Annotated in this window: 22 protein-coding genes; 7 read left to right on the plus strand and 15 right to left on the minus strand. The window is 69.8% G+C overall.

All coding sequences use genetic code 11. The annotated features are described in order from the left end of the window. Nucleotides 1-30: 30 nt before the first annotated feature. Nucleotides 31-1,179 carry an ImmA/IrrE family metallo-endopeptidase gene (locus D7Y15_RS14285; RefSeq protein WP_121752927.1) on the plus strand — a complete coding sequence of 383 codons (1,149 nt, stop codon included), beginning with the start codon at nt 31-33 and terminating at the stop codon, nt 1,177-1,179. Further along, nucleotides 1,176-1,691 carry a hypothetical protein gene (locus tag D7Y15_RS14290; protein WP_121752928.1) on the plus strand — a complete coding sequence of 172 codons (516 nt, stop codon included), beginning with the start codon at nt 1,176-1,178 and terminating at the stop codon, nt 1,689-1,691. Before D7Y15_RS14285 ends, D7Y15_RS14290 begins: the two co-directional genes overlap by 4 nt. Before the next feature lie 3 nt (nt 1,692-1,694). Here the strand turns inward: D7Y15_RS14290 and D7Y15_RS14295 are convergent, their stop codons facing one another. The 9 genes from D7Y15_RS14295 to D7Y15_RS14335 all read right to left on the minus strand — a co-directional run bounded on the left by D7Y15_RS14295 (nt 1,695) and on the right by D7Y15_RS14335 (nt 14,660). Beyond that, complete coding sequence (locus D7Y15_RS14295) at nt 1,695-2,435, minus strand: lysophospholipid acyltransferase family protein (RefSeq protein ID WP_121752929.1); 741 nt, start codon at nt 2,433-2,435, stop codon at nt 1,695-1,697. Then, nucleotides 2,432-3,400, minus strand: coding sequence for a 3-oxoacyl-ACP synthase III family protein (locus D7Y15_RS14300; RefSeq protein WP_121752930.1), 969 nt, complete (start codon nt 3,398-3,400; stop codon nt 2,432-2,434). Before D7Y15_RS14300 ends, D7Y15_RS14295 begins: the two co-directional genes overlap by 4 nt. Continuing rightward, nucleotides 3,397-5,256, minus strand: coding sequence for a cyclic nucleotide-binding and patatin-like phospholipase domain-containing protein (locus D7Y15_RS46560; protein WP_121752931.1), 1,860 nt, complete (start codon nt 5,254-5,256; stop codon nt 3,397-3,399). Before D7Y15_RS46560 ends, D7Y15_RS14300 begins: the two co-directional genes overlap by 4 nt. A gap of 78 nt (nt 5,257-5,334) precedes the next feature. After that, complete coding sequence (locus D7Y15_RS14310; protein ID WP_121752932.1) at nt 5,335-8,532, minus strand: efflux RND transporter permease subunit; 3,198 nt, start codon at nt 8,530-8,532, stop codon at nt 5,335-5,337. Nucleotides 8,533-8,541: 9 nt separating this feature from the next. Beyond that, nucleotides 8,542-9,750 carry an efflux RND transporter periplasmic adaptor subunit gene (locus tag D7Y15_RS14315; RefSeq protein WP_121752933.1) on the minus strand — a complete coding sequence of 403 codons (1,209 nt, stop codon included), beginning with the start codon at nt 9,748-9,750 and terminating at the stop codon, nt 8,542-8,544. After that, entirely contained in the window at nt 9,738-11,048 is a 1,311-nt protein-coding gene (locus D7Y15_RS14320) for a TolC family protein (protein WP_121752934.1), read from the minus strand. Before D7Y15_RS14320 ends, D7Y15_RS14315 begins: the two co-directional genes overlap by 13 nt. 672 nt (nt 11,049-11,720) lie before the next feature. Next, nucleotides 11,721-12,005, minus strand: coding sequence for a hypothetical protein (locus tag D7Y15_RS14325; RefSeq protein WP_120574637.1), 285 nt, complete (start codon nt 12,003-12,005; stop codon nt 11,721-11,723). Beyond that, the gene (locus D7Y15_RS14330; RefSeq protein ID WP_121752935.1) at nt 11,995-12,576 is read right to left on the minus strand and encodes a hypothetical protein; all 582 of its coding nucleotides are present in this window, start codon (nt 12,574-12,576) and stop codon (nt 11,995-11,997) included. Before D7Y15_RS14330 ends, D7Y15_RS14325 begins: the two co-directional genes overlap by 11 nt. A gap of 2 nt (nt 12,577-12,578) precedes the next feature. Continuing rightward, nucleotides 12,579-14,660 (minus strand): HEAT repeat domain-containing protein, encoded by a 2,082-nt coding sequence (locus D7Y15_RS14335; protein WP_121752936.1) that lies wholly within the window; start codon nt 14,658-14,660, stop codon nt 12,579-12,581. A 141-nt stretch (nt 14,661-14,801) separates the two neighbouring features. Between D7Y15_RS14335 and D7Y15_RS14340 the strand changes: the two genes are divergently transcribed. Together D7Y15_RS14340 and D7Y15_RS14345 are read left to right on the plus strand one after the other, a co-directional pair. Beyond that, nucleotides 14,802-15,629, plus strand: a complete 828-nt coding sequence (locus tag D7Y15_RS14340; RefSeq protein WP_120574634.1) for an alpha/beta fold hydrolase — start codon at nt 14,802-14,804, stop codon at nt 15,627-15,629. Nucleotides 15,630-15,664: 35 nt separating this feature from the next. Beyond that, on the plus strand, nt 15,665-15,949 hold the full coding sequence (locus D7Y15_RS14345; protein ID WP_120574633.1) for a DUF427 domain-containing protein: 285 nt from the start codon (nt 15,665-15,667) through the stop codon (nt 15,947-15,949). Nucleotide 15,950: 1 nt separating this feature from the next. Here D7Y15_RS14345 and D7Y15_RS14350 read toward each other — a convergent pair whose 3' ends face one another. Then, nucleotides 15,951-16,988, minus strand: a complete 1,038-nt coding sequence (locus tag D7Y15_RS14350) for an oxygenase MpaB family protein (RefSeq protein WP_121752937.1) — start codon at nt 16,986-16,988, stop codon at nt 15,951-15,953. A gap of 195 nt (nt 16,989-17,183) precedes the next feature. Here D7Y15_RS14350 and D7Y15_RS14355 point away from each other — a divergent pair, with 195 nt between their 5' ends. Continuing rightward, the gene (locus D7Y15_RS14355) at nt 17,184-18,197 is read left to right on the plus strand and encodes an ABC transporter ATP-binding protein (protein ID WP_121752938.1); all 1,014 of its coding nucleotides are present in this window, start codon (nt 17,184-17,186) and stop codon (nt 18,195-18,197) included. A gap of 1 nt (nt 18,198) precedes the next feature. On the opposite strand, the gene D7Y15_RS14360 is transcribed toward D7Y15_RS14355, so the two are convergent. From D7Y15_RS14360 to D7Y15_RS14380, 5 genes are all read right to left on the minus strand, one after another. Next, on the minus strand, nt 18,199-18,861 hold the full coding sequence (locus D7Y15_RS14360; protein WP_121752939.1) for a hypothetical protein: 663 nt from the start codon (nt 18,859-18,861) through the stop codon (nt 18,199-18,201). Continuing rightward, a complete protein-coding gene (locus D7Y15_RS14365; protein WP_126932891.1) occupies nt 18,858-19,358 on the minus strand; it encodes a hypothetical protein in 501 nt (166 codons plus the stop codon). Before D7Y15_RS14365 ends, D7Y15_RS14360 begins: the two co-directional genes overlap by 4 nt. 224 nt (nt 19,359-19,582) lie before the next feature. Beyond that, nucleotides 19,583-21,934 carry a glycosyltransferase gene (locus tag D7Y15_RS14370; protein ID WP_121752940.1) on the minus strand — a complete coding sequence of 784 codons (2,352 nt, stop codon included), beginning with the start codon at nt 21,932-21,934 and terminating at the stop codon, nt 19,583-19,585. 122 nt (nt 21,935-22,056) lie between these two features. Next, nucleotides 22,057-22,239, minus strand: coding sequence for a hypothetical protein (locus tag D7Y15_RS14375; protein ID WP_120574627.1), 183 nt, complete (start codon nt 22,237-22,239; stop codon nt 22,057-22,059). A 210-nt stretch (nt 22,240-22,449) separates the two neighbouring features. Then, nucleotides 22,450-22,647: a hypothetical protein gene (locus D7Y15_RS14380; protein WP_120574626.1), complete on the minus strand. Its 198-nt coding sequence runs from the start codon at nt 22,645-22,647 to the stop codon at nt 22,450-22,452. 153 nt (nt 22,648-22,800) lie between these two features. On the opposite strand from D7Y15_RS14380, the gene D7Y15_RS14385 reads away from it, so the two are divergent. Together D7Y15_RS14385 and D7Y15_RS14390 are read left to right on the plus strand one after the other, a co-directional pair. Further along, nucleotides 22,801-23,136 carry a DUF2171 domain-containing protein gene (locus D7Y15_RS14385; protein WP_233596612.1) on the plus strand — a complete coding sequence of 112 codons (336 nt, stop codon included), beginning with the start codon at nt 22,801-22,803 and terminating at the stop codon, nt 23,134-23,136. Between the two features lie 177 nt (nt 23,137-23,313). Further along, a partial coding sequence (locus D7Y15_RS14390; RefSeq protein ID WP_304988680.1) for a kelch repeat-containing protein occupies nt 23,314-23,962 on the plus strand: 649 nt, incomplete at its 3' end.

Here is a 23,962-nt window from a genome sequence, read left to right on the forward strand (position 1 = left end):
ACCTGGGGGGCCCTGCTTGATGCTGAGGTCATGACGCAAGGGCCGCCCACGGATGACGCCTCGGATGCCCTGCGGGAGCTGGGCCGCCGGCTCTCCAGGCGGAGGAAGGAAGCCGGGCTGGAGGTGGAGGCCCTGGCCGCGCGTGCGCGGGTGTCCGCGCATCTCATCCGGACCTTCGAGCTGGGCGAGCAGGCGCTGGGGCTCAGCGCGTTGACCCGGCTGGCCTCGGCGCTGGGACTTGCGCCTACGGCCTTCTTCCACACGTCCGCGCCTGTCGAGCAGGTCCCCTTGGAGCCCGCGGCGCTGCTGAAGGGAAGCGCGGTCAGTGCTTCGCTCTCCGATGTGGATCGGGACTTCCTCCTGGAAGGGCTCCGGCAGGCACGGGCCTTCAGCCTGCTTGGAGCGCTCCGGCAGGTCCCCCGGTTGGCGGAGCAGTTCCCTCCCGAGCCGCCCCCCGCGAAGAACGCCCACCAGGCGGGATATGCGTGCGCCCGGAGGGTCCGAGCCCTGCTTCCTGAGCGTCAGGGCCCGCTGCGCAATCTGGGCCGGCTGATGGAGAGCCATTTCGACGTCCTCGTCCTCCGGCATGTCTTCACGAATCCCGCCGTGCATGGCGTCAGCTGCCGCTCTGGCAATGCCCGCCTCATCGTCATCCATTCGGAGCTGACACGTGAGCCGGTGCGCCGCTTCGTGCTGGCTCACGAGCTGGCACATCAGCTCCTCGACCTGTCGGAGAGCGACGTCCAGACGGACGAGGGGCGCTTGGACTCGTCGCGCTTCTGGATGGAGAACCCTCCCGCGGAGAAACGGGCGAATGCGTTCGCCGCCATGCTGCTGGCACCCGAAGAAGCGGTGACGCAGAGCCTGGGGGCCGCGAAGCCGGAGGGCTATGGCCTGAAGGAAGCCCGTGAGCTGGTCATCCGGGCTCGCACGCACTTCGGCCTCAGCTTCTCCGCCATGGCCTGGCACCTCTACAACCTCCGGTACATCCGGGAGCGGGAGACCGTGGAGGCCCTCTTGATGTCCCCGGACGAGACCGTCCTGGAGGGCTTCGAGGACGAGACGCGCTTCACGGGCATCGAGCGTCGTGCCCTGGATGCGCACGCCCACGAGTTGATCTCATCGAGCCGGGCTCGCGAGCTGCTCGGACGCCCTGTCGAGGACCTGCTCGCGACATGAGCCGATACGTCGTCGACACCGACGTGCTGGCGAACGTCCAGCGCGCGGGGCATGCCGTCACGCTGGGGGAGTTGGGGACCCTGCCCGTCGTCATCACCGACACGGTCTGGGATGAGTTGACCGTGGGCGCCTCGCTTGCCGGCGCTCCGGAGCGTCTGGTCCAGGAAGCGGAAGCGATGCTCAAGGCCATCGCGGGCGCGCCCACCGTGTTGGTGCCGCAGAGCCCGGAGGCCCAGACGCTGGTCCAGCTCCAGCTGCCGCCGGTGACAGAGGGGATGGGGGAGCACTCGGTGATTGCCTATGCCTGTCACCATCCCGGCGCGACGGCGATCCTGCATGACCGACGCGCCCTTCATCGGGGCATCGAGGAGCTTCGCGGACGGGTCCTCTCCCTTCATGGGTTTTTGGACGTGCTTCGTCGGGAGCACGGGCTCGCACTGAAGGCCGCACACCAGATTTCAGAGTGGTACTGCGTCCGGAACAAGCCGCAGCGCCGCCCGCTCTGGTGGTAACGCTCAGGACGGACGCGCCGCGTCCAGCAGTCCCTGCACCGCGCCCGTCACCTCGCGGTGCACCGTGAGCAGTGCCTCCCGGTCCGTCGCGTCGAATCCTGGGGTCAGGTGGGTTGTCAGTGACTCTCCAACCCATTGGGTCATCTTCACCGGGAAGGACAGGGACAGCGGCCACAGGCCCGTGGCGCCCACGCCCAGCCACAGCGGCAGCCTTCCGGGCATCCCCACGCGCTTGCCCCACGCGTAGCCGTCGTTCAGGCCCACGTAGGCGTCGTCCATGCCGTGGCCCGCGATGGGGACGATGGGCAGGCCGTAGCGCACGGCCAGGCGCAGGTAGCCCAGCCGTTCTCCCCAGTCCACGCGGTAGCGGTGCCGGAAGTCGCGGCAGCCCTCGCGTGTGCCGCCTGGCTGCACCAGCACGTGCTCGCCCTTCTTCACCGCTTCCTCCAGCAGCGGCCCGTCGCTGGTGACGAAGCCCAGCCCGTCCGCCACCTGGCGCATGCCGGGGATGCGGTCGAACGCTCCGTGCGCGATGCCATGGGGCAGGTAGCCCAGCCGGTCGTGCAGCGTCACCGTCAGCATGCACAGGTCCACCGCCAGGGGCCGGCCGTGGTAGCCCACCAGCAGCTTCGCTCCAGGGCGCAAGAGCGGCTCCAGGTTCACCACTTCGTAGCGGTGGTAGCGCTGGAGCAGGCGGAACGTCGTCAGCCACGCGGCCCGTGCCGCTGTCGCCGTGACCGTCACCCACCCACCCGGTACAGCACCGCGCCGTGCGCCACGCCCGCGCCCACGCCCACCATCAACACCCGGTCCCCCGGCTTCACCGGCCGCGTGCGCCACAGGCGATCCAACCCCGTACCCAGCGACGCGGAGCCCACGCTGCCCACCGTGTCCACCACCGTGACGCTCTTCTCCTCCGGCACCTCCAGCGCCTGGAGGATGGCCGCGAACATGCTCCCGTTCGGCTGGTGCGTGAGCACCCACTCCACGTCCGACACCGTCAGCCCCGCGCCCTGCAGCACCGTCGACGCCGCGCGCTTCAGTTCCCCCAGCGCGACGCGGGTCATGTCCCGCGATGGCGTGAGGAAGCGCATGCCCTCGCGCTGGCCTGTCTGGTGCGGGTTCTCCAGCACGACGTCCGGCGGCAGCGTGCCGTCGTTGCCGAACGCGGCTCCCAGCACGCCTTCGCCGGGACGCGCTTCGCCCAGCACCACCGCCGCCGCAGCGTCACCCAGCACCAGGTAGGGACGCGGGTCTTCCGGCCGCGTGGTGCGTGACAGCAGCTCCACGGACACCACGCCCACCGGCCCCAGTCCCGTCGCCGCCGAGCGTGCTGCCAGGTCGAACGCGCTCAGGAAACCCATGCACGCGTTGCTCACGTCCATCGCATCGCACGTCCCGGACAGCCCCAGCGCCGCCGCCACCCGGCTGCCGTTGGCCGGCGTGGTGACGTCTCCGCCCATCGACGACACGAACAGGATTCGCCGGAGCGCTGTCGCCGGGAGTCCCGCCGCCTCCAGTGCTCCTCGCAGGGCCTGGGCTCCCAGGTCCCCCGCGCGCATGCCCGCCGGAGCGAAGTGCCGCGTGCGGATGCCCGTCTTGCGCTCCACCTCCGCTGCGTCGCGGCCGACTCGCGCGCAAACCTCCGCGGTCGTCACCGGCGGGCCCGGCAGCACGCTCGCGGTGCCGAGGATGCGGACCGGAATCACGCGGCCCTCCGGCCACCGGCCGCGTTCCGGCGCCCGCGCAGCGCTTCCCAGGCCTGCTTGAACTCCAGCAGCTTCTGCTCCAGGCCCATGTCGCGCGCGGCTTCGTCCAGCACCTCGTCCACGTGCGTGAAGCGCATGGAGCCGAGCAACGGATGCTCGCGCGTGCCCACGTCGTAGCGCAGGTCTCCTCGCGCGGACTCCAGGTCGCCGTTGCGGTGCAGGAGCAGCACGCCGCTGGCCAGCAGGTCCTTCGCTCGCGCCACCGGGTTGAGCGCGGAGAGGAACAGCCCCACCGCTCCGGGCAACAGCGGCCGCGCGGCGTGGTGATGGCCCGCGGGGAAGATGTTGCTGGAGAAGACCAGGTCCGCGCCCGCGTGGAGCAGCACGTCCACCGGCACCATGCTGGTGAAGGCTCCGTCCACGTAGCGCGCGGGCGGCTGCAACGTGGGCGCCCAGACGCCTGGCGCGGATCCGCTCGCGCGCACCGCCAGCGCCAGCGGTCCCTTCTCCAGCACCACGCAGCGGCCCGTGGTCAGGTCCGTCGTCACCGGCAGGAAGCCCATGGGCAACTCCTCCAGCGCCAGGTCCCCCAGGTCGCCGCGCACCAGCCACTCCATGGCCTGCGTCGTCACGACGGAGGACAGCGCCGCGGCGGACAGGTGCCCGTTCCGCGCGCGGTGCTGGAGCCGGCGCAGGCCGTCCAGACCTTCACGTCCGTCGCGCGCGGTGCCGCAGTAGTACGCGCCCACCAGCGAGCCCATGCTCGCGCCGCTGAGGAAGTCCACCGGCACGTCCAGCGCAGCCAGCCTCCGCAACAGGTGCGCGTGATAGAAGCCCCACACGCCGCCGCCGCTGAGCGCCAGCCCCACGCGCCGGCCGGTGATGGCGCGCGCCCACCGCGACAGCGCGTCCCGCGTCCCCGCGTCCAGGCCCAGCGCCGCCAGCGGCCGAGAGTCCCCGGGCCGCACCACCAGCCGCTCCCAGTCCAGCCGCAGCCGGCACCCGGGCGGCGGCGCCTCCTCGTCCCATCCGTCCTCGTCCGGCAGCGAGCGCCCCTGCAACATCGTGCTGCCCTGCGACCGCCACGGCGACAGCAGTACGGTGAGCAGCACCGGCGCTCCCTGCGTCCCCACTCTGTTCGTCTCTCCTCCACCCGGCGGCACCAGCCGCACCTCGCGCGGTGTCAGCACCTCCGGCACCGGCACTCCATCCACCAGCACGCAGTCGAAGTCCTCACCTTCGGCGAGGAGCGGCGCGCCCGGAGTCAGCGTGCGGCGGAACACGCCGTCGGCTCCGCGCACCGCGCCTTTCGTGCGCTTCGCCCCCGCGCGCACGAGCAGCACCCGGTCCCCGAAGTCGTGGACCATCACCTTCGCCACCAGCTCCACCAACACGGACCGCGTCGCGGGCGGCAGGTCCAGCCCCTGCTGCGCGTGGAACGTCACCACGTCCGGCCGCGCCGCCGCGCTTCCTCCAGGGCTTCCAGGCCGAAGCACCGCCGCCACCGCCTCCAGCTCCACTCGAGGAAGGAAGAGGGCATGCGACGCGGACACCGCCGTCACCGTGACGGGCCAGGTGCCGCGCGCGAGCGCCTCCACGCCCAGCGACATCCCCGAGCGCAGGTGCAGCAGCACCGTCCCTCCCGTCGTCATCCGCCACTCGCCCGAGCGCAGGAGGTAGATGCCGTCCACCGGCTCGCCCTCGCGGCAGATGCCCTCGCCCGGCTGGGGCTCCACCGGCCGGGCCCGCTCCAGCAAGCGGAGCAGGGCGGACGCACGCGCGTGGCGCAGCACGGGGGCTTGCTTCAACGTGTACAGCCAGCGACGCCGCTCATCGACAGTCAGAGGAGAAGGCATGCGTCGCCCAAGGATAACCAGGACGCTCCGGCGCGGGGTAGCGCGCCGGAGTGCCTGCCCGCTCCGTGCGGGTCGTCGTTACGCCGGCTGGGGTCGCGGTGGCTCCCCCTCGGGAGGGATGGCCGGCGGCGGCGGGTTGCTCGGACCGCGAGGTGAATTGCCGTGCTTGCGGTGTTTCAGGACCTTCGTGCGCGCGCCTTCCACCAGCGCGTAGAGCACCGGGATGAAGATGAGGTTCACGAAGGTGGAGAAGAGCATTCCGCCGAAGACGGCCGTGCCCAGCGACTTGCGCGCGGAGGCGCCCGCACCGCTGGCCAGCATCAGCGGCACCACGCCGAAGAGGAACGCGAAGGACGTCATCAGGATGGGGCGCAGGCGCGTCTCCGCCGCGTTGATGGCGGACTCCACCACGCCTTGCCCTTGCGCGCGCAGCTGCTCGCCGAACTCCACGATGAGGATGGCGTTCTTCGACGCGAGGCCCACCAGCATCACCAGGCCCACCTGACAGAACACGTCGTTCACCAGCCCGCGCAGGTTCTGCAAGAGCAGCGCGCCCATCATCGCGACGGGCACCGCGAGCATGACGACGAAGGGCAGGGCGAAGCTTTCATACTGCGCGGCCAGCACCAGGAACACGAACACGATGCCGAGCGCGAAGATGACGAGCACGGTGTTGCCCGCGCTCTTCTGCTCCTGGGACAGGCCCGTCCACTCGAAGGTGAAGCCCGGCGGCAGGGCCTGCTTCGCCACCTCCTCCATGGCGTTCAAGGCCGTGCCGGTGGAGGTGCCGGGGCTGCCCTGGCCGTTGATGTTGGCGGAGCGGAAGAGGTTGTAGTGGGTGATGTTCTGCGCGCTGGTGATGGGCGTCACCCTCACCAGCGCCTCCAGCGGCACCATGGCCCCGGTGTCCGAGCGCACGTAGAAGCTGCCGATGTCCTTCGGGTTGTCGCGGAAGGGCGTCGCGGCCTGCACGAACACGCGGTAGACGCGGTTGGCGAAGGTGAAGTCGTTCACGTACTGGCTGCCCAGGTACACCTGGAGCGTGGAGAACAGCGAGGACAGGGGCACGCCCATGGCCTTGGCCTTCTCCCGGTCCACGTCGATGTTGAGCTGCGGCGAGCCCGCGGTGAACGCGGAGAACACGCCGCGCAGCCGCGGGTCCTGGCCCGCCTTGCCCACCAGGGCCTGCGTGGCCTGCGCCAATTCCTCCAATGTGCGGCCGCCCTGCTGGTCCTCCAGCACGAACTCGAAGCCGCCCACGCTGCCCACGCCACGGATGGCGGGCGGTTGCAGGGGCAGCACGCGCGCGCCGCCCACCTGGCTCAGCGGACCGCGCAGGCGCTCAATCAGGCCCGCGACGCTGGACTCCTTCGTCTTGCGCTCGTCCCAGGGCTTCAGGTTGATGAAGAGCGAGCCGTAGTTGGCGCCCGTGCCCAGCAGCGAGAAGCCGCCCACGGTGAAGATCTGCGTCACCTCCTCCTGCTGCTTGATGATGCCCTCCACCTGGATGAGCACGTTGCGCGTGTACTCCAGCGACGTGCCCTCCGGGCCCTGCACCGCGATGATGACGTAGCCCTGGTCCTCGTCCGGGATGAAGCCCGTGGGCGTGGCCCGGTAGAGCAGGCCCGTGGCGACGAGGAACACCGCGAAGATGCCCACGACGACCCACCGTGCCTTGCCCAGCATCACGCCCAAGAGCTTCCCGTAGCCGCGCCGGAGCGCGTCCAGGCCCTCGTCGAACTTGCGTGCGAGGACGAACTTCTGGCCCTCGTTCGGGCGCAGGAGGCGCGCGCACAGCGCGGGGGACAGGGTGAGCGCCACGAGCGCGGAGAGGCTGATGGAGAACGCGATGGTGAGCGCGAACTGGCGGTAGATGGCGCCGGTGGTGCCGGGGAAGAAGGACACCGGGATGAACACCGCGGACAGCACCAGCGCCGTGGCCACCACCACGCCGGACACCTGCTGCATGCCCCGGTGGGTGGCCTCCTTCGCGTCCACCTTCTCGTGCTCGATGACGCGCTCCACGTTCTCGATGACCACGATGGCGTCATCCACCACCAGGCCCGTGGCCAGCGTGAGGCCGAAGAGGGTCAGCGTGTTGAGCGAGAAGCCGAACGCGTTGACGAACATGAACGTGCCGACCAGTGACACCGGCAGCGTCGTCACCGCCACCAGCACGCTGCGCCAGCCGTGCAGGAAGATGAAGATGACCAGGATGACCAGGAGGATGGCTTCACCCAGCGCCTGGAGCACCTCCTCGATGGAGGCGCTCACCGCGGCCGTGGTGTCGAACGCCACCTGATAGGTGAGGCCCGGCGGGAAGTTGGCGGACAGCCGCTTGAGCTCCGCCTCCACGCCCTCGCGCACCTCCAGCGCGTTGGAGCCGGGCAACTGCGTGATGCCCAGGCCCACCGCGTCCTGGCCGTTGAAGCGCAACAGCTGCTGATAACTCTCCGCGCCCAGCTGCGCGTTGCCCACGTCGCGGATGCGCACCAGGGCGCCGTCAGCGCCGCGCTGGATGACGATGGCGCCGAACTCGTCCGCGGACGTGAGCTGGCCCTTCACCTGGAGGGACAGCTGATACGCCTGCTCCTTGGAGGACGGGGCCTGGCCCACCTTGCCCGCGCCTACCTGGACGTTCTGTTCTTGAAGCGCGTTGACCACGTCCTGCGCGGTGAGGCCGCGGCGGGCCAGCTCCGTGGGGTCCAGCCACAGGCGCATGGCGAAGCGGCGCTCGCCGAAGATGCGCACGTCGCCCACGCCCTTCACACGCAACAGCGCGTCGCGGATGAAGACGTCCGCGTAGTTGCTGATGAACTCCGTGTCGTAGCGCTTCTCCTTGTCATAGACGCCGAAGGAGACCAGCAGCTGCGTCTGCGCCTTGCGCACGGTGACGCCCAGCGCGTTCACCTGCGCGGGCAGCTGGGGCGTGGCGGTGGCCACGCGGTTCTGCACGTCCACCGCGGCCAGGTCCACGTCGCGCGACGGGTCGAACGTGGCGGTGATGGTGGACTGGCCGTCGTTGGTGCTGGTGGAGGACATGTAACGCATGCCCTCCATGCCGTTGAGCTGGCGCTCCAGCACGGTGGTGACGGCGCTCTCCACCGTCTCCGCGGACGCGCCGGTGTACGTGGCGGTGATCTGGACCTGCGGCAGCGCCAGCTCCGGGTACTGCTCGATGGGGAGGCTGGGAATGGAGATGGCGCCCACCAGCGTGATGAGGATGGACAGCACGCTGGAGAAGACGGGGCGCTTGATGAAGAAGTCGGTGAACATGGCAGCCCCCTACTGACCCGCGTCCGAGCCACCGCCCATGCCCTGGGCAGGGGGCAGGGGCATGCCTGCTGTCTGGCCCTGCGACTGCTGCGCGGGCTTCGGCTGGATGGGCATGCCGTCCCGCAGCTGCTGCACTCCGCTGATGATGACCTGGGTGCCCGCGTCCAGGCCCTTGAGCACCTCGTAGTCGTTGCCCTCCACCAGCCCCAGCGTCACGGGCTGGCGCTTCACCACGGTGCCGGCGTCGCCTTCCCCCACCACCATGGCGAAGGACTGGCTGCCCTGCCGCGTCACCGCGGTGGTGGGCATCTTCAAGGCGTCGCGCACGTCGTAGACGAGCTGCGCGCGCACCAGCTGTCCGGCCCTGAGGCCCACGGTGTTCTCGAAGGCGGCCTGCACCTCCACCAGCTGCGTGTTGGGATTGGGTGTGGTGGCGACGAAGAAGGCGGGGGCGCGGACGATGGGCTCGCCATCCTCGTTGAGCACCTCCAGTGGCGTCTCGCCAATCTTCACGCGCGCGGCCTGGTCCACGGGCACCTGCACGGACAGCTCCAGCGCGCGGCTCTGGTCCAGGATGGTGAGCGCCGTCTGCGGCGTCACGTAGTCGCCCAGCTTCACCGGGATGTCGCCCACGACGCCGTCGAAGGGGGCGCTCACGTTGAAGAAGCCCAGTTGCACCTGCTGGTTCTGGATTTGCGCTTCCGCCGCCTGGGCCTGGGCCTCGGATTGCGCCGCCTGGGCCACGGCCTGGTCGTAGTCCTGGCGGCTGACGAGTCCTTCCCTGAGGAGCTGCGCGCTGCGCTCGCGCGTCCTGCGCGCGAACTCGCGGTTGGCGACGGCGGAGGCCTTCTGGGCCTGGGTGGCGCGCAGGGAGGCTTGCTCCTGGCGCGGATCCACCACGAGCAGCACCTGGCCCGCCTTCACCTTCTGGCCCTGGCGAACGGGAATCTTCTGGATGTAGCCGGCGACCTGCGGGACGACGGTGATGCTGCTGCGCGAGATGAGGGTGCCCACGTATTCGCGGGTGTCGCGCACCGGGCCGGGCTTCACCGCCATCACCTGCACAGGCGTGGGCTTGCCTCCGCCCTGGGTCTGGCTGCCCGCCTGGGGGCCGCCTCCGGGCGCGGCCTGGCCGGGGTCCTTGCCGCCGCTGCACCCGCCCGCCGACAGCGCGAGCACGAGTCCCCACGCGCCCCAACCGCCCCTCACCAATCGCATGCCGCCTCCGACAGGAATGCATCCACCACGGCCTGGCGGTACTGGAAGTCACGGATGACGAGCTCCAGTTCGGCCTGCCGCAGGGCCCCGGCCGCGTCCACCAGCTCGAGGCTCGTTCCGGTGCCCACCTCGAAGCTGCGGCGGGTGAGCCGGTCATTCTCTTCCGCGAGTTTCCGCTGGCGGTCCGCCAGGTCGCGCGTCTCCTGGGTCACCTGCACGGCGCGCTTCGCCTGGGTCACTTCGATGACGATGTTGCGCTCGCGGCCGGTGACCTCCGCGCGGGCCTGCTCCAGCTGGCCGCGGGCCTGGCGCAGGCGGCCCTCGCGCGCGCCGCCATCCCAGAAGGGCAGCACCAGGCTGGCGCCGACGTTCCAGATGGGCACCTCCGCGAAGCCCGGGTTGACGGTGAGCGCGGTGGTGCTGCTGGTGAGGTCCAGGGTGGGCGCGTACAGGCGATACACCTCGCCGATGGCGCGCTCGGCCACCACCTGGCGCGAGCGGGCGGCGGCGATGTCCGGGCGGTTCTCCAGCTCCTCCAGCGTGCGGCAGGTGGCCTTCGCGCCCTGGAGCAGTGTGGTCAGCTCCAGGCCCGGCTTGAGGCCCACGGCGGACGGGGTGCCCAGTGCCAGGCCCAGGGACTCGCGCGCCTTGCGCAGGTCCTCGTCGCCGGTGACGACGTTGCGGCGGGCGATTTGTGCGTCCTGCTCCACGCGGACGACGTCCAGTCGGGTGCCCGCGCCCAGCTCGAAGCGGCGCTGCGCCAGGGCCAGCCGCTCCAGCGAGGTGCGCAGGTTGACGCGGTTGACCTCCGCCAGGCGCTCCGTGGAGGACACGGAGACGAGCGCCTGTGCGAGGCCGCGGGTGAGCTGCCGGCGCGTCTCCGCGAGCGACAGGCCGGCGGTGCGCCGCGACTCCTTGGCGCTGCCCAGGGCATAGAGGCTGGCCAGGTCCACCACGGGCACGTTGGCGGTGAGGATGCCCACGCCCAGCAGCTCCGTGGGTGTGAAGCTCCCGCCGCCCGTCACCGCGCCGCCCGTGCCGCCGCCGAAGGCGACGATGCCCGGGTTGAGGACGTTGTACTGCGCGGTCAGGTTGCCGGAGACGGAGGGCAGCAGGTTGGCGAGCGCGATGCGCCATGTGCCCGCGGCGACTTCAATCTGGCCCAGCGCTGCCTGGAGGTCGGGGGAGCGCTGGCGCAGGAGCGTGAGCGCTTCGTTCCAGGACTGGAGTTGTAGGGGCGCGGCGGGTGCGGGCGTGAGCAACGGATCCGACACGTTCGCCTGGAACGGCGGTGGCACCTCGGGGACGTCGTCCGGGTCCTGGGCCGACGGCGTGCGGGTCCGGTCGGGCTGCCGCGCGGGAGTCCGTGCGTTTGGCGCGGCCGGTGTCCGCGCGGGCGCGTTCGGAGCCGGGGCACTCGGCGCGGCCGGAGGCTGCTCGGGTAGGTTCAGGACCGGGGCGTTCGTCGCGGGCGCGTTCGGAGCCTGGGTGTTCGGTGTCGCGACGGAAGGCGTGGGCGGCGGAGGCGCGGGTGGAGCGCGCTGCGGTGGCGCGGTGTATTGCGCGAGGACGGGACGGAGGGGTCCGGAGCCGTGCTGTGCTGGCGCCTCACCGGGGATTCCGGTGGGAACCAGCAGGGCTGCGAACACGAGCGCGTTCATAAAGGGATGCTCCCCAGGTAGGGGCGAAGCCAGCCCCCGGCCACGGTTCGCGCCCCCCGGCGCTCCAGTGGACAACACAGCAGGGCGAGGTTGTGCTCAGCAGTCGATGAACGGACCTCGGGCCAGGAGCGGGAGGTCCGGGGTTGCCCTTACGGACGCAAGGGCGGGGAAGGTGGAGGGGCTCGTGGAGACATGGCGCGTCCTGACGGTGGCTGGGGCAAGGGAAGAGCCAACGTGCGTCGCGATCGCCGAGCGGGCGTCTGTCTTCAAGGGAGGGCGGGCGTTCAACACGCCACGGGTGGAGCCCCGCTACTCGTAGAACTTGCCCGCGAACAGGATGCTCGCGCACCGGTGCCAGGGATTGGCGGAGCGGTCCTGGTCCTGGGAGTCCTCGCCCCAGGAGGCGCCTCGTTCGAGGAACGCCCCGATGGTGCCGTTCTCCCATCCGAGGGGGCTCGGTGCGTGCGGAGCAGGAGGCCGACGGGCAGCCTCCGCGCGGTCCTCCTCGAAGTCCTCGCTCAGCGCCTGGACGAAGCGCAGGAAGGACGCCTCGTCCGTGACCTCTTCCAGGAGTTGGTGCAGGTCATGGGCCATGGCGCACTCCGGTTCCAGCATCCGGGTCAGGCGCCTGGATGAACGGCAAGGGCACGGAGCCATCCGGTGGATCGAAGGACCGACCGACCTCCGAAGTGGGAACCAGGATGCCGGGCCCAGCATCCGTGGGCGCCATCGATTCATCCGGCTCTCCATCCCGAAGGCGGCGGAGGATCCGGCCATCGCTCCCGACCGCGTACTGCGCGCCCGAGTGCAGCGCGGGAACAGTCAGTCCACAGGCCCGGGGATCCTCATCGATCCGGACGAAGAGGATGCCTTGCCGCTGCATGACCCTGTACCGGTGTGACTCGCGCCGGTCGACGCAGGGTGGGTTGGCATCTTGTGGGCCCAGGAAATCGGCGGCGGCGACGTCGAGCGCATGCAGGACGGTGCCGCTCAGTTCGACCGCGCCTCTCTCCGCGCTCGCTTCCACGGCAGGCTGCTCGAAGAACCGGGGGAACTCGATGGACGCGTCATTCGTCCACGCATCACGCGTGGGCGTGGGCCGCAGGCAGCCCGCCAGGAGCAACGCTGCCGGAAACACGCACCACGACACATTCACGCCGCGCATCCTCACTGCGGCAACATGCCCAGCCGCTGCTTCGCGGACTTGTTCTGCGGATCGAACCGGAGCGCTTCCTCCAGCCGCTCGCGGCCCTTTGCCGGGTTGCCCTGCACCACGTAGAGGTCCGCCAGCCGCACCAGCACGTCCGCGTTGTAGGGCTGCAGGTCCAGCGCCTGTTCGAACTCACGCGTCGCCGTGGTCACGTCCCTGCGGCGCATGGCCAGCTGCCCCAGCATCACGTGCGGCTGCACCAGGCCGCGCGTCTCCGGCTCCGTCGCCAGCGCCTGCAACGCCGGCATTCCCCTCGCGTCCCCGAACGCCGCCAGCGTCAACGCCGCGCCCTGCCGCACCCACAGCGAGCCGTCCTTGAGCAGCGACGCCAGGTCGTCCGTCGCCTCGCGCGCGTTCGCCGCGCCCAACCCGTCGATGATGTCCGAGCGCAACGTGCTGTCCGTCGTGCTCTTCAACGCCGCTCGCAGCGCCGGCACCGCGTCGTGCTTGAACCGGCGCGCCAGGAACTTCGCCGCCGCGCCCCTCAGCGTGCCCGCCTCCGCCGTGTCCGCCAGCACCGCCTCCAGCGCCCCACGGCTCTGTGCCGCCGTCTTCTCGTCGAACGCGTCCGCCAGCCGCAGCCGCCGCGCCTGCCGCGCCTCCGCCTTCGGCCACCACTTCACCAGCGCGTCCTGCATCGCGTCCGGCGTCTTCTTCTCATGACAGGTGTTGCACGCGTTGGGGATGTCATGGCGCGCCGTGTTCTGGGGCGCCGGCACGTCCAGCGCGTGGTCCGCGAAGTGGTCCAACACGCCCGACACCACCGGCGGCATGTGACACGCCAGGCAGTCCTGCGCCGCCGCTGCCTTGTGGTGCGTGTGCTGCTCTCCCTGCGCCACCACCTCTTGATGACAGCCCTGGCACGTGGACGCGTTCACCGACGTGCGCGCCGCCACCGGCTTCTGCTTGCGCACCTCGTTGGGCGCGTTCGCGTCGTGCGGCGCCGTGTGGCACGTCAGGCAGGTGGCCCCGCCCTTCAGGTGGCACTGGGACTGGATGAGCGCCTGGTACTCGAAGCTGGAGGTGCTGGGCCGCCCGTCCGCGAAGAAGTCCCCGGAGCGGTCGTTGCCCACCAGCAGCACCATGGGCTGATAGCTCGCGTCGTAGCGCTGGCCGGGCAGGAAGTGGTGCTTCGCGTCCAGCATGGGGAACAACGTGCGGCGCGGCCCGTGGCACTGCGCGCACACCGCGAAGCCCTCCTCCTTCGACAGCTTCGCCGGCTGGATGATGTCCTCCGGCGCCTGCGACTCCGCGTGCTGCCCGCCGGGCCCGTGGCAGGACTCGCACGCGACGCCCGCGTCCGCGAACTTCGTCTCCCACTGGTGGCTCGCCCGGTCATAGCGCGCGTCCAACCCCGTCACGTGGCAGTCCAGGCACGCGTGCTGCGCGCTGCGGCGGAAGTTCGTCCAGAAGAACGGGTGGTCCGGCGACAGCGCCCCCTGCTTCTTCTCCGAGTAGTCCACCCACTCGGCCTTGCCCGTGACGTGGAAGTACACCGGCATCACCTGCCAGCGGCCGTCCGGCAACAGGGTGATGGGGTCCTGCATCCGCTTGCCGCCCACCACCCACTGCACCGGCCACTCGCCCAGGTTCCCGTCCGCGCCCTTGGTGCGCATCAGGTACTGGCTCCCGTCGCGGCGCATCCAGGCCTCGCTGGACTCGCCCTTGAAGTGCGTGCTCGCCGTGAATGTGCCCACCACGTACGGCTTCGTCGCCGGAGACAGCGCCCGCGCGTGCCAGTCGTGCTTCCAGCCCGTGTGCTGCTCCTCGTGGCAGTCCGCGCACACCTGCGAGCCCACGAAGTGATTCGGCTTCGCGGGCGGCGCCTCCACCGTCTTCACCGGCACGGGCGCGGCCACACTGCCCGCGTCCAGCGGGGTCTCCGGAGCCGGAGTCGGCGCCTGTGTCACCGGTGGGGACACGGAGGGCGTGGGCGCGGACGAAGAGCGCAGGAAGAAGAACAGGCCCGCCGCGAGGACCACCACCGCGAGGGCGACAAGGACAGGGCGAGAGGAGCGCATCCGGAAGGTGCCGCCCATGCTCCTCCCAAGCGCCGGGCCGCACAAGCGGCGCTCCGCGCAAGCCCTTCTCCTCCAGTGGACAATGACCTCCCAGGGAGGGCTGCGGTCCTGGCGAGCCCTGGATTAGGGTCTCCCTCCAAGCCAAGGGAGGCCGTGCCCATGCCCATGCGATCCGTGAATGGAACCCGGCTGTACTACGAGGACACTGGTGGTTCCGGGGACGTGGTCCTCTTCAGCCACGGGCTCCTCTGGAGCACCCGGCTGTTCGACCCGCAGGTGGAGGCCCTGCGCGGCCGCTTCCGCTGCATCGCGTACGACCACCGGGGGCAGGGCCAGAGCGACGTGCCGCCCGAGTCCGCCATCGACGTGGAGACGGTGTACGCGGACGCGGTGGCGCTCATCGAGTCCCTGGGCGTGGCGCCCGTCCACTTCGTGGGCCTGTCCATGGGCGGCTTCGTGGGCATGCGGCTCGCGGCGCGCCGGCCGGACCTGCTGCGCTCGCTGGTGCTCCTGGAGACGTCCGCGGACCCCGAGCCCATCGCCAACGTGCCGCGCTACACCGCGCTCAACCTCGTCGCCCGCTACGTGGGCCTGGCCCCCGTCGCGACCGCGGTGATGCGCATCATGTTCGGCGCGTCGTTCCTCTCCGACCCGGGCCGCGCGGAGGAGCGGGCGCTGTGGCGAACGCGCCTGACAGGCAACCGCCGCGACATCTACCGCGCCGTCAACGGCGTCATCAAACGCAAGGCCATCACGGAGGAGCTGCCGCGCATCCGCACGCCCACGCTCGTCATCGTGGGGGAAGAGGACCGTGCGACAGTGCCCGCCAAATCGGAGCGCATCCACTCGCTCATTCCCGGCTCCCATCTGGTGCGCCTGTCGCGCGGAGGCCATTCGTCCTCCGTGGAGGAGCCGGCGCTCGTCAACGCGGAGCTCGCCCCCTTCCTCACGCAGCACGCGTCCAACCAGGCCGCGCACGCGGGCTGACGCGCCGTTAACCAGCACTCCAGGAGGGTTTCCCCATGCCAGTCGCGAAATGGAACGGCACCGTGCTCGCGAAGAGCGACACCTACGAGACGGTGGAGGGCAACATCTACTTCCCGCCCGACAGCCTGGCGCGCGAGCACTTCAAGCCCAGCGCCACGCACACCACCTGCCCCTGGAAGGGCGAGGCGAGTTACTACTCGGTGGAGGTGGACGGGAAGACGAACGCCGACGCGGCCTGGTACTACCCGGAGCCCAAGCCGGCCGCGTCCAACATCCAGGGCCATGTGGCCTTCTGGAAGGGCGTGACGGTGGAGCGCTGACTCAGAGGCCGGTGAGGTACTTGCCCCAGCGCAGGCTGTTGCGCATCTGGGTGACGATGAAGGCGGGCACCCACTGGAGCAGGTTCGCCTCCGGCTGCACGTCGTAGCCGTTCCACAGGTCATCGTCGATGCGGTTGGGGTCCAGGACCGTGGGGGCGGGCGCGGGCGTGCCTCCGAAGCACTCGCCCCGGGCGAAGAAGAGGTTCCACAGCGTGGCGGCCTCCGCGTGGTCGTCCGCCATGAGGCGCGTGTCCACGCCCAGCAGCGAGCCCAGCAGCTTCCAGAAGGAGTACCAGCGCTGCTCGTTGTACTCGTAGCCCTTGTTCACCCACGCCTGCGCGACGACGTGGGAGAACGTCAGCAGCGTGAACGCGACCGCGCTCTGGTTGTAGCAACGGTCCCGCCCCGTGTGATGGGACTGGTAGTGGCTCAGCGCGACGTTGTGCATCTGCGCCAGCAGCAGCGTCGTGGCCAGGGTGCGCGTGCTGTAGATGCTGCCCCAGCCCATGTTCATGTTGCCGTAGAGGATGCGCAGCATGATCTGCGCCGTCTCGATGACCCGACGGGACACGACGGCTTTGATCTTGCTGTGCCGCCGCTGCTCGAACAGCGCGGACACGTCCTTGTGGTAGTACGTGGCCTTGAAGGACACGCCCGCCAGCTGGTTCACGGACGTGGCCTGGAAGAAGACGTAGAAGGCCTCGTCTCGCGCGGCCTCGAAGTCGCGGAGGAACTGCGCGGCGGACTGCGCGCCCGTCACCGCCGCGGTCGCATTGGCGTCGTGGTCGTAGAGCACCTTCGCGAGCCGGTGGTCGCTGTACGTGGTGCCCCAGAAGCCCGTGATGTCGGAGAAGGCCTTCAGCGCGGGCCGCCACCCCTGGAAGGCGGTCACGGTGCTGACATGCTTCGACCAGTGTGTCCGCAGCCCCTGCAGCAGCTCCGGCTCCGCCGCGTTCATGATGCTGAACAGGCTGTTGGCCGCGTTGAGCGGGTCGCCCAGGATGGCGTCCAGGTTCTGACCACGGAAGATGAAGGGCATGGGGCGGGCGCTCCGGCGGACGGCGTTCCCGGCGCAGTGTAGAGAACTGTTGAACCTGTAACAAACCGCCCGCCATGGAAAACCCGACACGTAGGGGATGTGACGGGGCACGTGGGGATGGGGCTTCGCGGGCGGACGCGAGCGGCGATGCTGGGGCCTTTCGCGGGGCGTGGCCCTGAGTGGAGGAGCGGAGCCTTGGCGACGGTGTCCCTGCAGGACGTGCGCAAGGTGTACCGGGGTGGGGTGGCGGCGGTGAAGGGCGTGACGCTGGACATCGCGGACGGCGAGTTCGTGTCGCTGGTGGGCCCGTCCGGGTGCGGCAAGTCCACGACGTTGAACCTCATCGCCGGGCTGGAGGAGCTGTCGGGCGGCGAGCTGCGCATCGACGGGCAGCGGGTGAACGACCTGTCGCCGCGCGAGCGGGACATCGCGATGGTGTTCCAGAGCTACGCGCTCTATCCGCACCTGGACGTGGCGGGGAACCTGGCGTTTCCGTTGAAGGTGGCGGGGATGGGGGCGAAGGACGTGGACGCGCGCGTGCGCGAGGTGTCCGGCGTGCTGGGGCTGGAGGCGCTGCTGGCGCGCCGGCCGAAGGAGCTGTCGGGCGGGCAGCGGCAGCGGGTGGCGCTGGGGCGCGCGTTGGTGCGCAGGCCCAAGGTGTTCCTCTTCGACGAGCCCCTGTCCAACCTGGACGCGGCGCTGCGCACGCAGATGCGCGGCGAAATCAAGAAGCTGCACGAACAGCTGAAGGCCACGTTCATCTACGTCACGCACGACCAGTCGGAGGCGATGACGCTGTCGGACCGCGTGGTGGTGATGAGCCAGGGCGAGGTGCAGCAGGTGGCTCCACCGCGCGAGTTGTACGACGCGCCGGCGAACCTCTTCGTGGCGGGCTTCTTCGGCTCGCCGCGCATCAACCTGGTGAAGCCCCAGACGCTGGGCCTGTCCGAAGGTGACGCGGTGCTGGGCCTGAGGCCTGAGCACCTCCAGGTGGGGCAGGGCGCCATGCCGGAGGACGCGCGCGAGGGTCGCGTGTACCTGGTGGAGCCCATGGGCGCGGAGGTCTGGGTGACGGTGGAGACAGGCGGCGAGCGCCTGGTGGCGCGGGCGCCCGGGGACTTCCGCGCCGCGAGCGGAGACACGGTGTGGCTGCGCCACGACGCGCGCTACCTGCGCCGGTTCGACGCGAAGACGGGGCGCGCGGTGTGAGTCACGGGCGGAGCCGCAGCCGGGCTTCCGCCAGGACGCAGCTGGCCTCACGCGCGACACGCGCATGGCGCGTCATCAGGGCTTCCTGGGATGCACGAGGCTGTGCCTCGAACAGGTCCCAGAGGTACTGCTCCTCCAGGACAGGGACGCGATACCCCAGCTCCTCGCCATAGCGACGCAACCGCTCCAGGGTGGCGAGCAGGTACTTCCAGTTGGCCAGCGGGCGCAGCAACAGCACCTCCCGTCGCTGGTGGGACTCGGATGCGAAGGAATGCACGTACCCCCGCCACCGGCCTTCCGCGTACTCCACTCCGATGGCCGAGAGGCCCAGGTCGAACCTGGAAAGGCGCTCCTCCAGGCTCGCTGGCGTGCAGTCATGGGCCACTTCGAGTCGCTGCCCCGAAAACTGGAAGGTCGTCTGGAATGGAGGGTTGTCGTCCAGCAGCACGGCTCCGAGTGCTTCCAGGTGCAGCAGGAGCGCCTGCCGGTCCTGGAGGGTCGCTGGCCAGAGGTCCAGGTCATGAGGGGAACGACCATGGAGCAGTGTCTTGAACGCACCCCCGGCCAGGAAGAATCGACCTGGAAACGCGCGGGAGACAATCGGAGCGAGCTGGTCCCGAGCAAAGGCGATGACCGAGTCCGGCGCGAGAGGCGAGCACCTCATGCCGGATCCAGAAGGCGTGCACGCAACTCGCGTACGGTGACGCCCTGCTCGTCGATGACCTGGAGCGCGCCGTCCAACGTCTCCACGCGGGACTGTCCGTTGTAGAAGGGCTCCACGATGGCGAAACGCCGGGTGTAGAGCGCGTCTCCCGCGGCGTCGACGTGATGCCAGCCGCCTGCGTCCCGGGCACGCGCGAAGCCCTTGTGGAAGACATCCAGGTCCAGGAACCGGCGCGCGTTCAGGGGGTGCCCCTGCTTGTCGATGTGCAGGTGGAGACCCGAGGACTCCTGCACCACCGCGCAGCCGTCCCGGAAGTCTCCCGCGTAGGCATACCGTTCCAGGTAGGCCGCATCTCCCCGGCCGTCGATGTGGAAGTAGCGGCCGTCCTTCGCCCGGACCGGACAGCGTCCGTCCTGGAAGTTGCCGCACCACGCGTGGCGCCCTGGGGTGAGCTCCTGCCCATCCACTCGCAAGTGGAACGCACCCGCTGCATCCACGACCGCCGCGAGCCCTTCATAGAATCCAAACGTCCGGATGAAGCGGCGGGAAGAGAGAGCGTTCCCCCTCAAGTCGATGTGGAATGCTCCCGAGGCGTCCCTGACGGCCGCGAGCCCTGGCTCGTGAAAGGAAAGGACCTCGGTGAAGCGCGAGGCATAGAGCGGCTTGCCGTCCAGGAGATGATGGGTCCTGTCAGGCGAGACCCGCGGATGGGAGCTGGGGTTCAAGGGGCCTCCTTCACCGGCTGACGCATGTTGCATCCACGGCACAGGGGATGGTCCTGATAGCCGTTCAGCAGCCGTTGATAGGCCGGGCCCGTCCACACCTCCTGGATGCCCACCGCGTTCAGGTTGCCCAGATTCCCGAGCGTTCGTCGTTCCTTGTCGGGAGCGCAGCAGGGGTCGAAGCGGCCCACGGCGCTCACCCAGGCCTCCTTCCCCAGGAAGGGGCAGTGTGCGCCTGGCGCGAGGTCCGTGACGGCCTCCGCGCCCAGGGGGAGGATGTTCTCCAGGAGCACCTTGCTCCCATCCGGCCGACGGCACTCCTCCGCGACGGCATGGGCCTGCCGGACGGCCTCGTTCCAACGGTGGATCGCGGATGCGTCGCGCCTCATGGACAGGGGCTGGATGGCGGCGAAATGGGCCCAGAGGTGATGCCCCTTCACCCGGTCGACGCCCAGGCCCGCCGCGAGCCGCACGATGTCCGCCAGCTCGCCCACGTTCGACTCCAGGAAGGTGAGCTGGAGCGTGACCCGGCAGCGGTGGCCTCCCTGGTGGGCATGGGCATCACGCTCGGCCAGGAACTGCCGGAGGTTCTCCAGGACCTGCTCCCAGCGCGTCCCTGGCATCACCGTTTCGTGGGTCTGCTTCGTGGCCCCATTCCAGGACACCTTCACGTCGGAGGTGATGGGGACCAGTCTGCGTGCCCACGCGCGTGCTCCGCGCCTGGGAAACGTCCCGTTGGTGGTGAGGTTCAGCCACACCCCGTGCGCCATGCACAGGTCGATGATGTCGTCGAAGTGGGGATAGAGCAGCGGCTCTCCCATGGTGGACGGAATCACCTCCCGCAGGGGCGTGCCATCACTGTCCTCCATGACCCTTCGCAGGAGCTCGAGGGGCATGCGGCGCTTCGGCTGGCCCGCTTCCCTGCGCAGCCGCTGGGTGTCGCTGTGGGGCGAGTGGTCCTCGCACATGATGCAGTGCAGGTTGCAGTCGTCGGGGTTGGTGTCGAAGGTGATTCGCCAGGGGCCGGGCCGGGTGGCAGGACGGCGGGCACGGTGTTCCCGGATGGCGCGTGCGTAGAGCGCCTCCACGGCCTCCACATGGGCTTGCATCCCCTGCACGTCGCCGCTTTCGCCCCAGAGGTGCCCACGGCTGCCCAGGCGCACCGCCAGGTCCGGGGCATCCACGAGCTGCTGCATGGCCTGGGCAAGCGACCCGGGGTCGCGGTGGGTGAAGAGCACGCCATTTTCTCCATCCCGGACGTACTCGCGCATCCCTCCTGCATCCGCGGTGATGACAGGCACCCGCGCCTGGAGCGCCTCGTGGATGACCAGCGGAGAGTTCTCCACCCAGATGGAGGGCACGACGATGGCATCCACGTGGTTGAAGACATCCGGAACGATGTCCGCGTTGCGGTACTCGGGAAGCCACTCCACGCGCGTGCTGGCATCTCCCGGGAGGGCGCGGGCCATGGCCTTGAGCGTCTCCGTGTGTTCGCCGCGAGGCCGGCCCCAGATTTTCAGCCGGGCCTTGCCGCGCACCTGCCCGAAGGCCTGGATGAGATGGTGGATGCCCTTGGCCGGGATGTGGGTGCCGATGTAGCCGAAGACGACGTCGGGTTCGGGCGTTCGCTGCCGGTGGCGCAGTCGCTCCAGGTCGAAGCCGTAATCCAGATACACCGCCTTGTTGGCGGGCAGCCCGAAGTCCCGCTGGAAACGCTCCAGCAGGTAGCGCGAGGGAGCGATGAAGAGGTCCACGTGCTCCATCATCCGGCGCACATGCTCCATCCGGTCGCGCACCCACTGACTCCAGTGCGCGACGTCCTGCTCCCGCGTTTCGGGGCCTCCAGAGAAGTAGCGCGCGTAGCAGCGCTCCGCGCACTTCCGGTCCTCCTGGCCTGAACATGCGGACCAGGGCTCGCTCCCAGGTACGGAATGCATCTGCATGAACTGCCCCCGGGGACACATGAGCCAGTAGTCGTGCAGGGTGAAGACGATGGGGATTCCACGGGCCGCGCCTACCTCCAGCAGGGACGTGGACAGGTGGTTCAGATGGCCCACGTGGATGACGTGGGGACGGAAGCCGTCCAGCACCTCCTCGAAGCGTTGATCCACCCCTTCATGCCGGTAGCGGTCACGACTGTTGGGGAGGTTGACCAGGTGCAGCAGGACACGTGGGTCGTCCGGATCGCGCTCCTGCGTCAGCGCGTAGTCTGGGAGGAACGGGTCCTCGCGGCGGGTGAAGACCTGGACCTCGTGCCGGCTCGACAGGCCTTGTGAAAGTGCCTGGGTATACACCTCCGAGCCTGCGTTGAAGCGCATGGGATAGCCATGGATGACCTGAAGGACTCGCATGAGAGGGCCCGGGCGTCATGGCTCCTGGCCACGACACTGGTTGAAATGAGAGGGTGTGGAACGCCGCGACACGGCTCCGCCCACATGCGCGAAGCCGTGTCTCCATGTGGGTGGCTGGATCTCTACTTCAACGCGGGCGTGGCGGGCGCGGGAGCCTGAGGCTTCTGGGTATCCACTTCCTCTTCGGAGGGACGACCTTCTTCGCCACGAGACTGCCAGTACGCGTCATGCTCGGAATTGAGCTGACGCGAACGGTTATCGATATCTGCCTGCGAGGGTTGGTACTGCTTCGAAGACCTGCTCATGGGCATCTCCAGTGTCGGATTTGCCGGCGGTGCTCGTGGTCATGCCGGATTCAACGGCCAACCAAGCCTCCGTCCAGACGGACGGCCACGGACCCACGTGGAAATTCCTGGCCAGTTGGGGTTCTGCGGGCTGCATCAAAACCATACACAGGCGGGTCGCGCATCGCAACCCGCCTTGGGGTGGGTGTGAGGAATTGGGCGGGGAGGTTGTCAGGCGTAGACCTGTTCGCTCTCCACGACCGGTTCCAGCCGGCGCTGGAGGGCGGCGAGCCGGTCGTAGCGCTGGTGCAGCGCTTCCTTGAGCTCGCGTTGTTCCGCGTGGGCGATTTCATCCAGCAGCGTGTTCAGTGCGGAATCCACTGCGTCCTTCAACACGCGCGATTCGTCGTTCGACAGTTCCAGCAGCATGGGGGCCTCCTTGAGGCAACGTTAGGCACCGCGCGACGGGGCCGCGCGCAGGGCAGGCACACAGGCGTGGAAGAAGGCGGCCCGAGGGCCCACCGGGCTGCCTGTCACATCGCGCACGGCGGCGGGAGCGACCCCACTCTTGGTGAGGACCCCATGAGCGCGAGGAGCGACGCGATGATTCACGCGGGAGAGGTTCGCGAAGGCATGTCGGTGCGCACCGCCGACGGACAGCGGCTGGGCCGGGTGGCGGGCGTGGGCGACACGCACTTCGAACTGGAGCAGGGGGTGGTGCCCATTCCCCGGCGCGACTACCTGGTCGAGTACAGCGACGTGGAGGCCGTGAGCGGGGATGAAGTCCTGCTCAAGCCGGCGGACCACTCGCAGCTCACGCTGGAGGAGGACGACGACGGCGGAGCCCTGCCGCCGCGCCACAGCGAGGGCCTGGAAGCGGAGCCCGCGAACGACCCCGTGGGTCCCATGAGGCACTGATGCGGAAGGGCCCGGCGCGCCTCCGGGACTTCGGGATTTCCAACCCGGAGGGCAGGGCAAGACCCTGGAATCACAGGGTCTTGCAGGAGCCTGGGTGTCAGACCGGCGGGTTAAACGGACCCCTCGACCAGACGTCCCGGTGGGGCCATGCGACGGTTTTCGACTTCTTGCGTCACGATGCTGTGGTTGGGAGTGGTGTTCGCGTGCGGGCCCGCGCCGCGCGCCGATGCGGGCGGCGTGGAGGCACCGGTGCCGGGCGTGTTGTCCACGCCGAGGCGGCTGTTGCCCTACATCGCGTTGGACGACGGGAGGGTGCTGGCGGCGGGAGGGCATGACGGCAACCGCACGCTGGGCAGCTGCGAGGTCTTCGACCCGGAAACGGGGCACTGGAGGTCCACGGGAGCGCTGCGCACGGCGCGGCGCAACCACGCGGCGGTGCGGCTGCTGGATGGGCGCGTGCTGGTGGTGGGGGGCTCCAACGGCGTGACGGTGGGCGCGCTGGCGAGCGCGGAGCTGTACGCGCCTGACACGGGCGTGTGGACGCAAGCGTCGTCCATGAGCGAGGCGCGCAACGACCCCGCGGTGGTGGTGTTGCCGGACGGGCGCGTGCTGGTGGCGGGAGGCACGGACGTGGATCTGCGGCCGGTGCGTTCGGCGGAGCTGTTCGATCCGGTGACTGCGACGTGGAGCGCGGCGGAGGCGCCTGCGTACGCGCGAGGCGGCGCGGGGACGGCGGTGGTGCTGCGCACGGGCAAGGTGCTCTTCGCGAGCGGCCTGCAGTCGGAGCTGTATGACCCGGCGACGGGCCACTGGGAGAAGGCGGGGG

Source organism: Corallococcus sp. AB030 (assembly GCF_003668965.1).
Taxonomy (GTDB): Bacteria; Myxococcota; Myxococcia; order Myxococcales; family Myxococcaceae; genus Corallococcus; species Corallococcus exiguus.

Coding starts and splice junctions, on each gene's coding strand:
- D7Y15_RS14285 (WP_121752927.1), top strand. CDS start 31: ATGACGCAAGGGCCGCCCACGGATGACGCCTCGGATGCCCTGCGGGAG.
- D7Y15_RS14290 (WP_121752928.1), top strand. CDS start 1,176: ATGAGCCGATACGTCGTCGACACCGACGTGCTGGCGAACGTCCAGCGC.
- D7Y15_RS46560 (WP_121752931.1), bottom strand. CDS start 5,256: ATGCCTTCTCCTCTGACTGTCGATGAGCGGCGTCGCTGGCTGTACACG.
- D7Y15_RS14310 (WP_121752932.1), bottom strand. CDS start 8,532: ATGTTCACCGACTTCTTCATCAAGCGCCCCGTCTTCTCCAGCGTGCTG.
- D7Y15_RS14315 (WP_121752933.1), bottom strand. CDS start 9,750: ATGCGATTGGTGAGGGGCGGTTGGGGCGCGTGGGGACTCGTGCTCGCG.
- D7Y15_RS14325 (WP_120574637.1), bottom strand. CDS start 12,005: ATGGCCCATGACCTGCACCAACTCCTGGAAGAGGTCACGGACGAGGCG.
- D7Y15_RS14330 (WP_121752935.1), bottom strand. CDS start 12,576: ATGCGCGGCGTGAATGTGTCGTGGTGCGTGTTTCCGGCAGCGTTGCTC.
- D7Y15_RS14335 (WP_121752936.1), bottom strand. CDS start 14,660: ATGGGCGGCACCTTCCGGATGCGCTCCTCTCGCCCTGTCCTTGTCGCC.
- D7Y15_RS14340 (WP_120574634.1), top strand. CDS start 14,802: ATGCCCATGCGATCCGTGAATGGAACCCGGCTGTACTACGAGGACACT.
- D7Y15_RS14345 (WP_120574633.1), top strand. CDS start 15,665: ATGCCAGTCGCGAAATGGAACGGCACCGTGCTCGCGAAGAGCGACACC.
- D7Y15_RS14350 (WP_121752937.1), bottom strand. CDS start 16,988: ATGCCCTTCATCTTCCGTGGTCAGAACCTGGACGCCATCCTGGGCGAC.
- D7Y15_RS14360 (WP_121752939.1), bottom strand. CDS start 18,861: ATGAGGTGCTCGCCTCTCGCGCCGGACTCGGTCATCGCCTTTGCTCGG.
- D7Y15_RS14370 (WP_121752940.1), bottom strand. CDS start 21,934: ATGCGAGTCCTTCAGGTCATCCATGGCTATCCCATGCGCTTCAACGCA.
- D7Y15_RS14375 (WP_120574627.1), bottom strand. CDS start 22,239: ATGAGCAGGTCTTCGAAGCAGTACCAACCCTCGCAGGCAGATATCGAT.
- D7Y15_RS14380 (WP_120574626.1), bottom strand. CDS start 22,647: ATGCTGCTGGAACTGTCGAACGACGAATCGCGCGTGTTGAAGGACGCA.
- D7Y15_RS14385 (WP_233596612.1), top strand. CDS start 22,801: ATGAGCGCGAGGAGCGACGCGATGATTCACGCGGGAGAGGTTCGCGAA.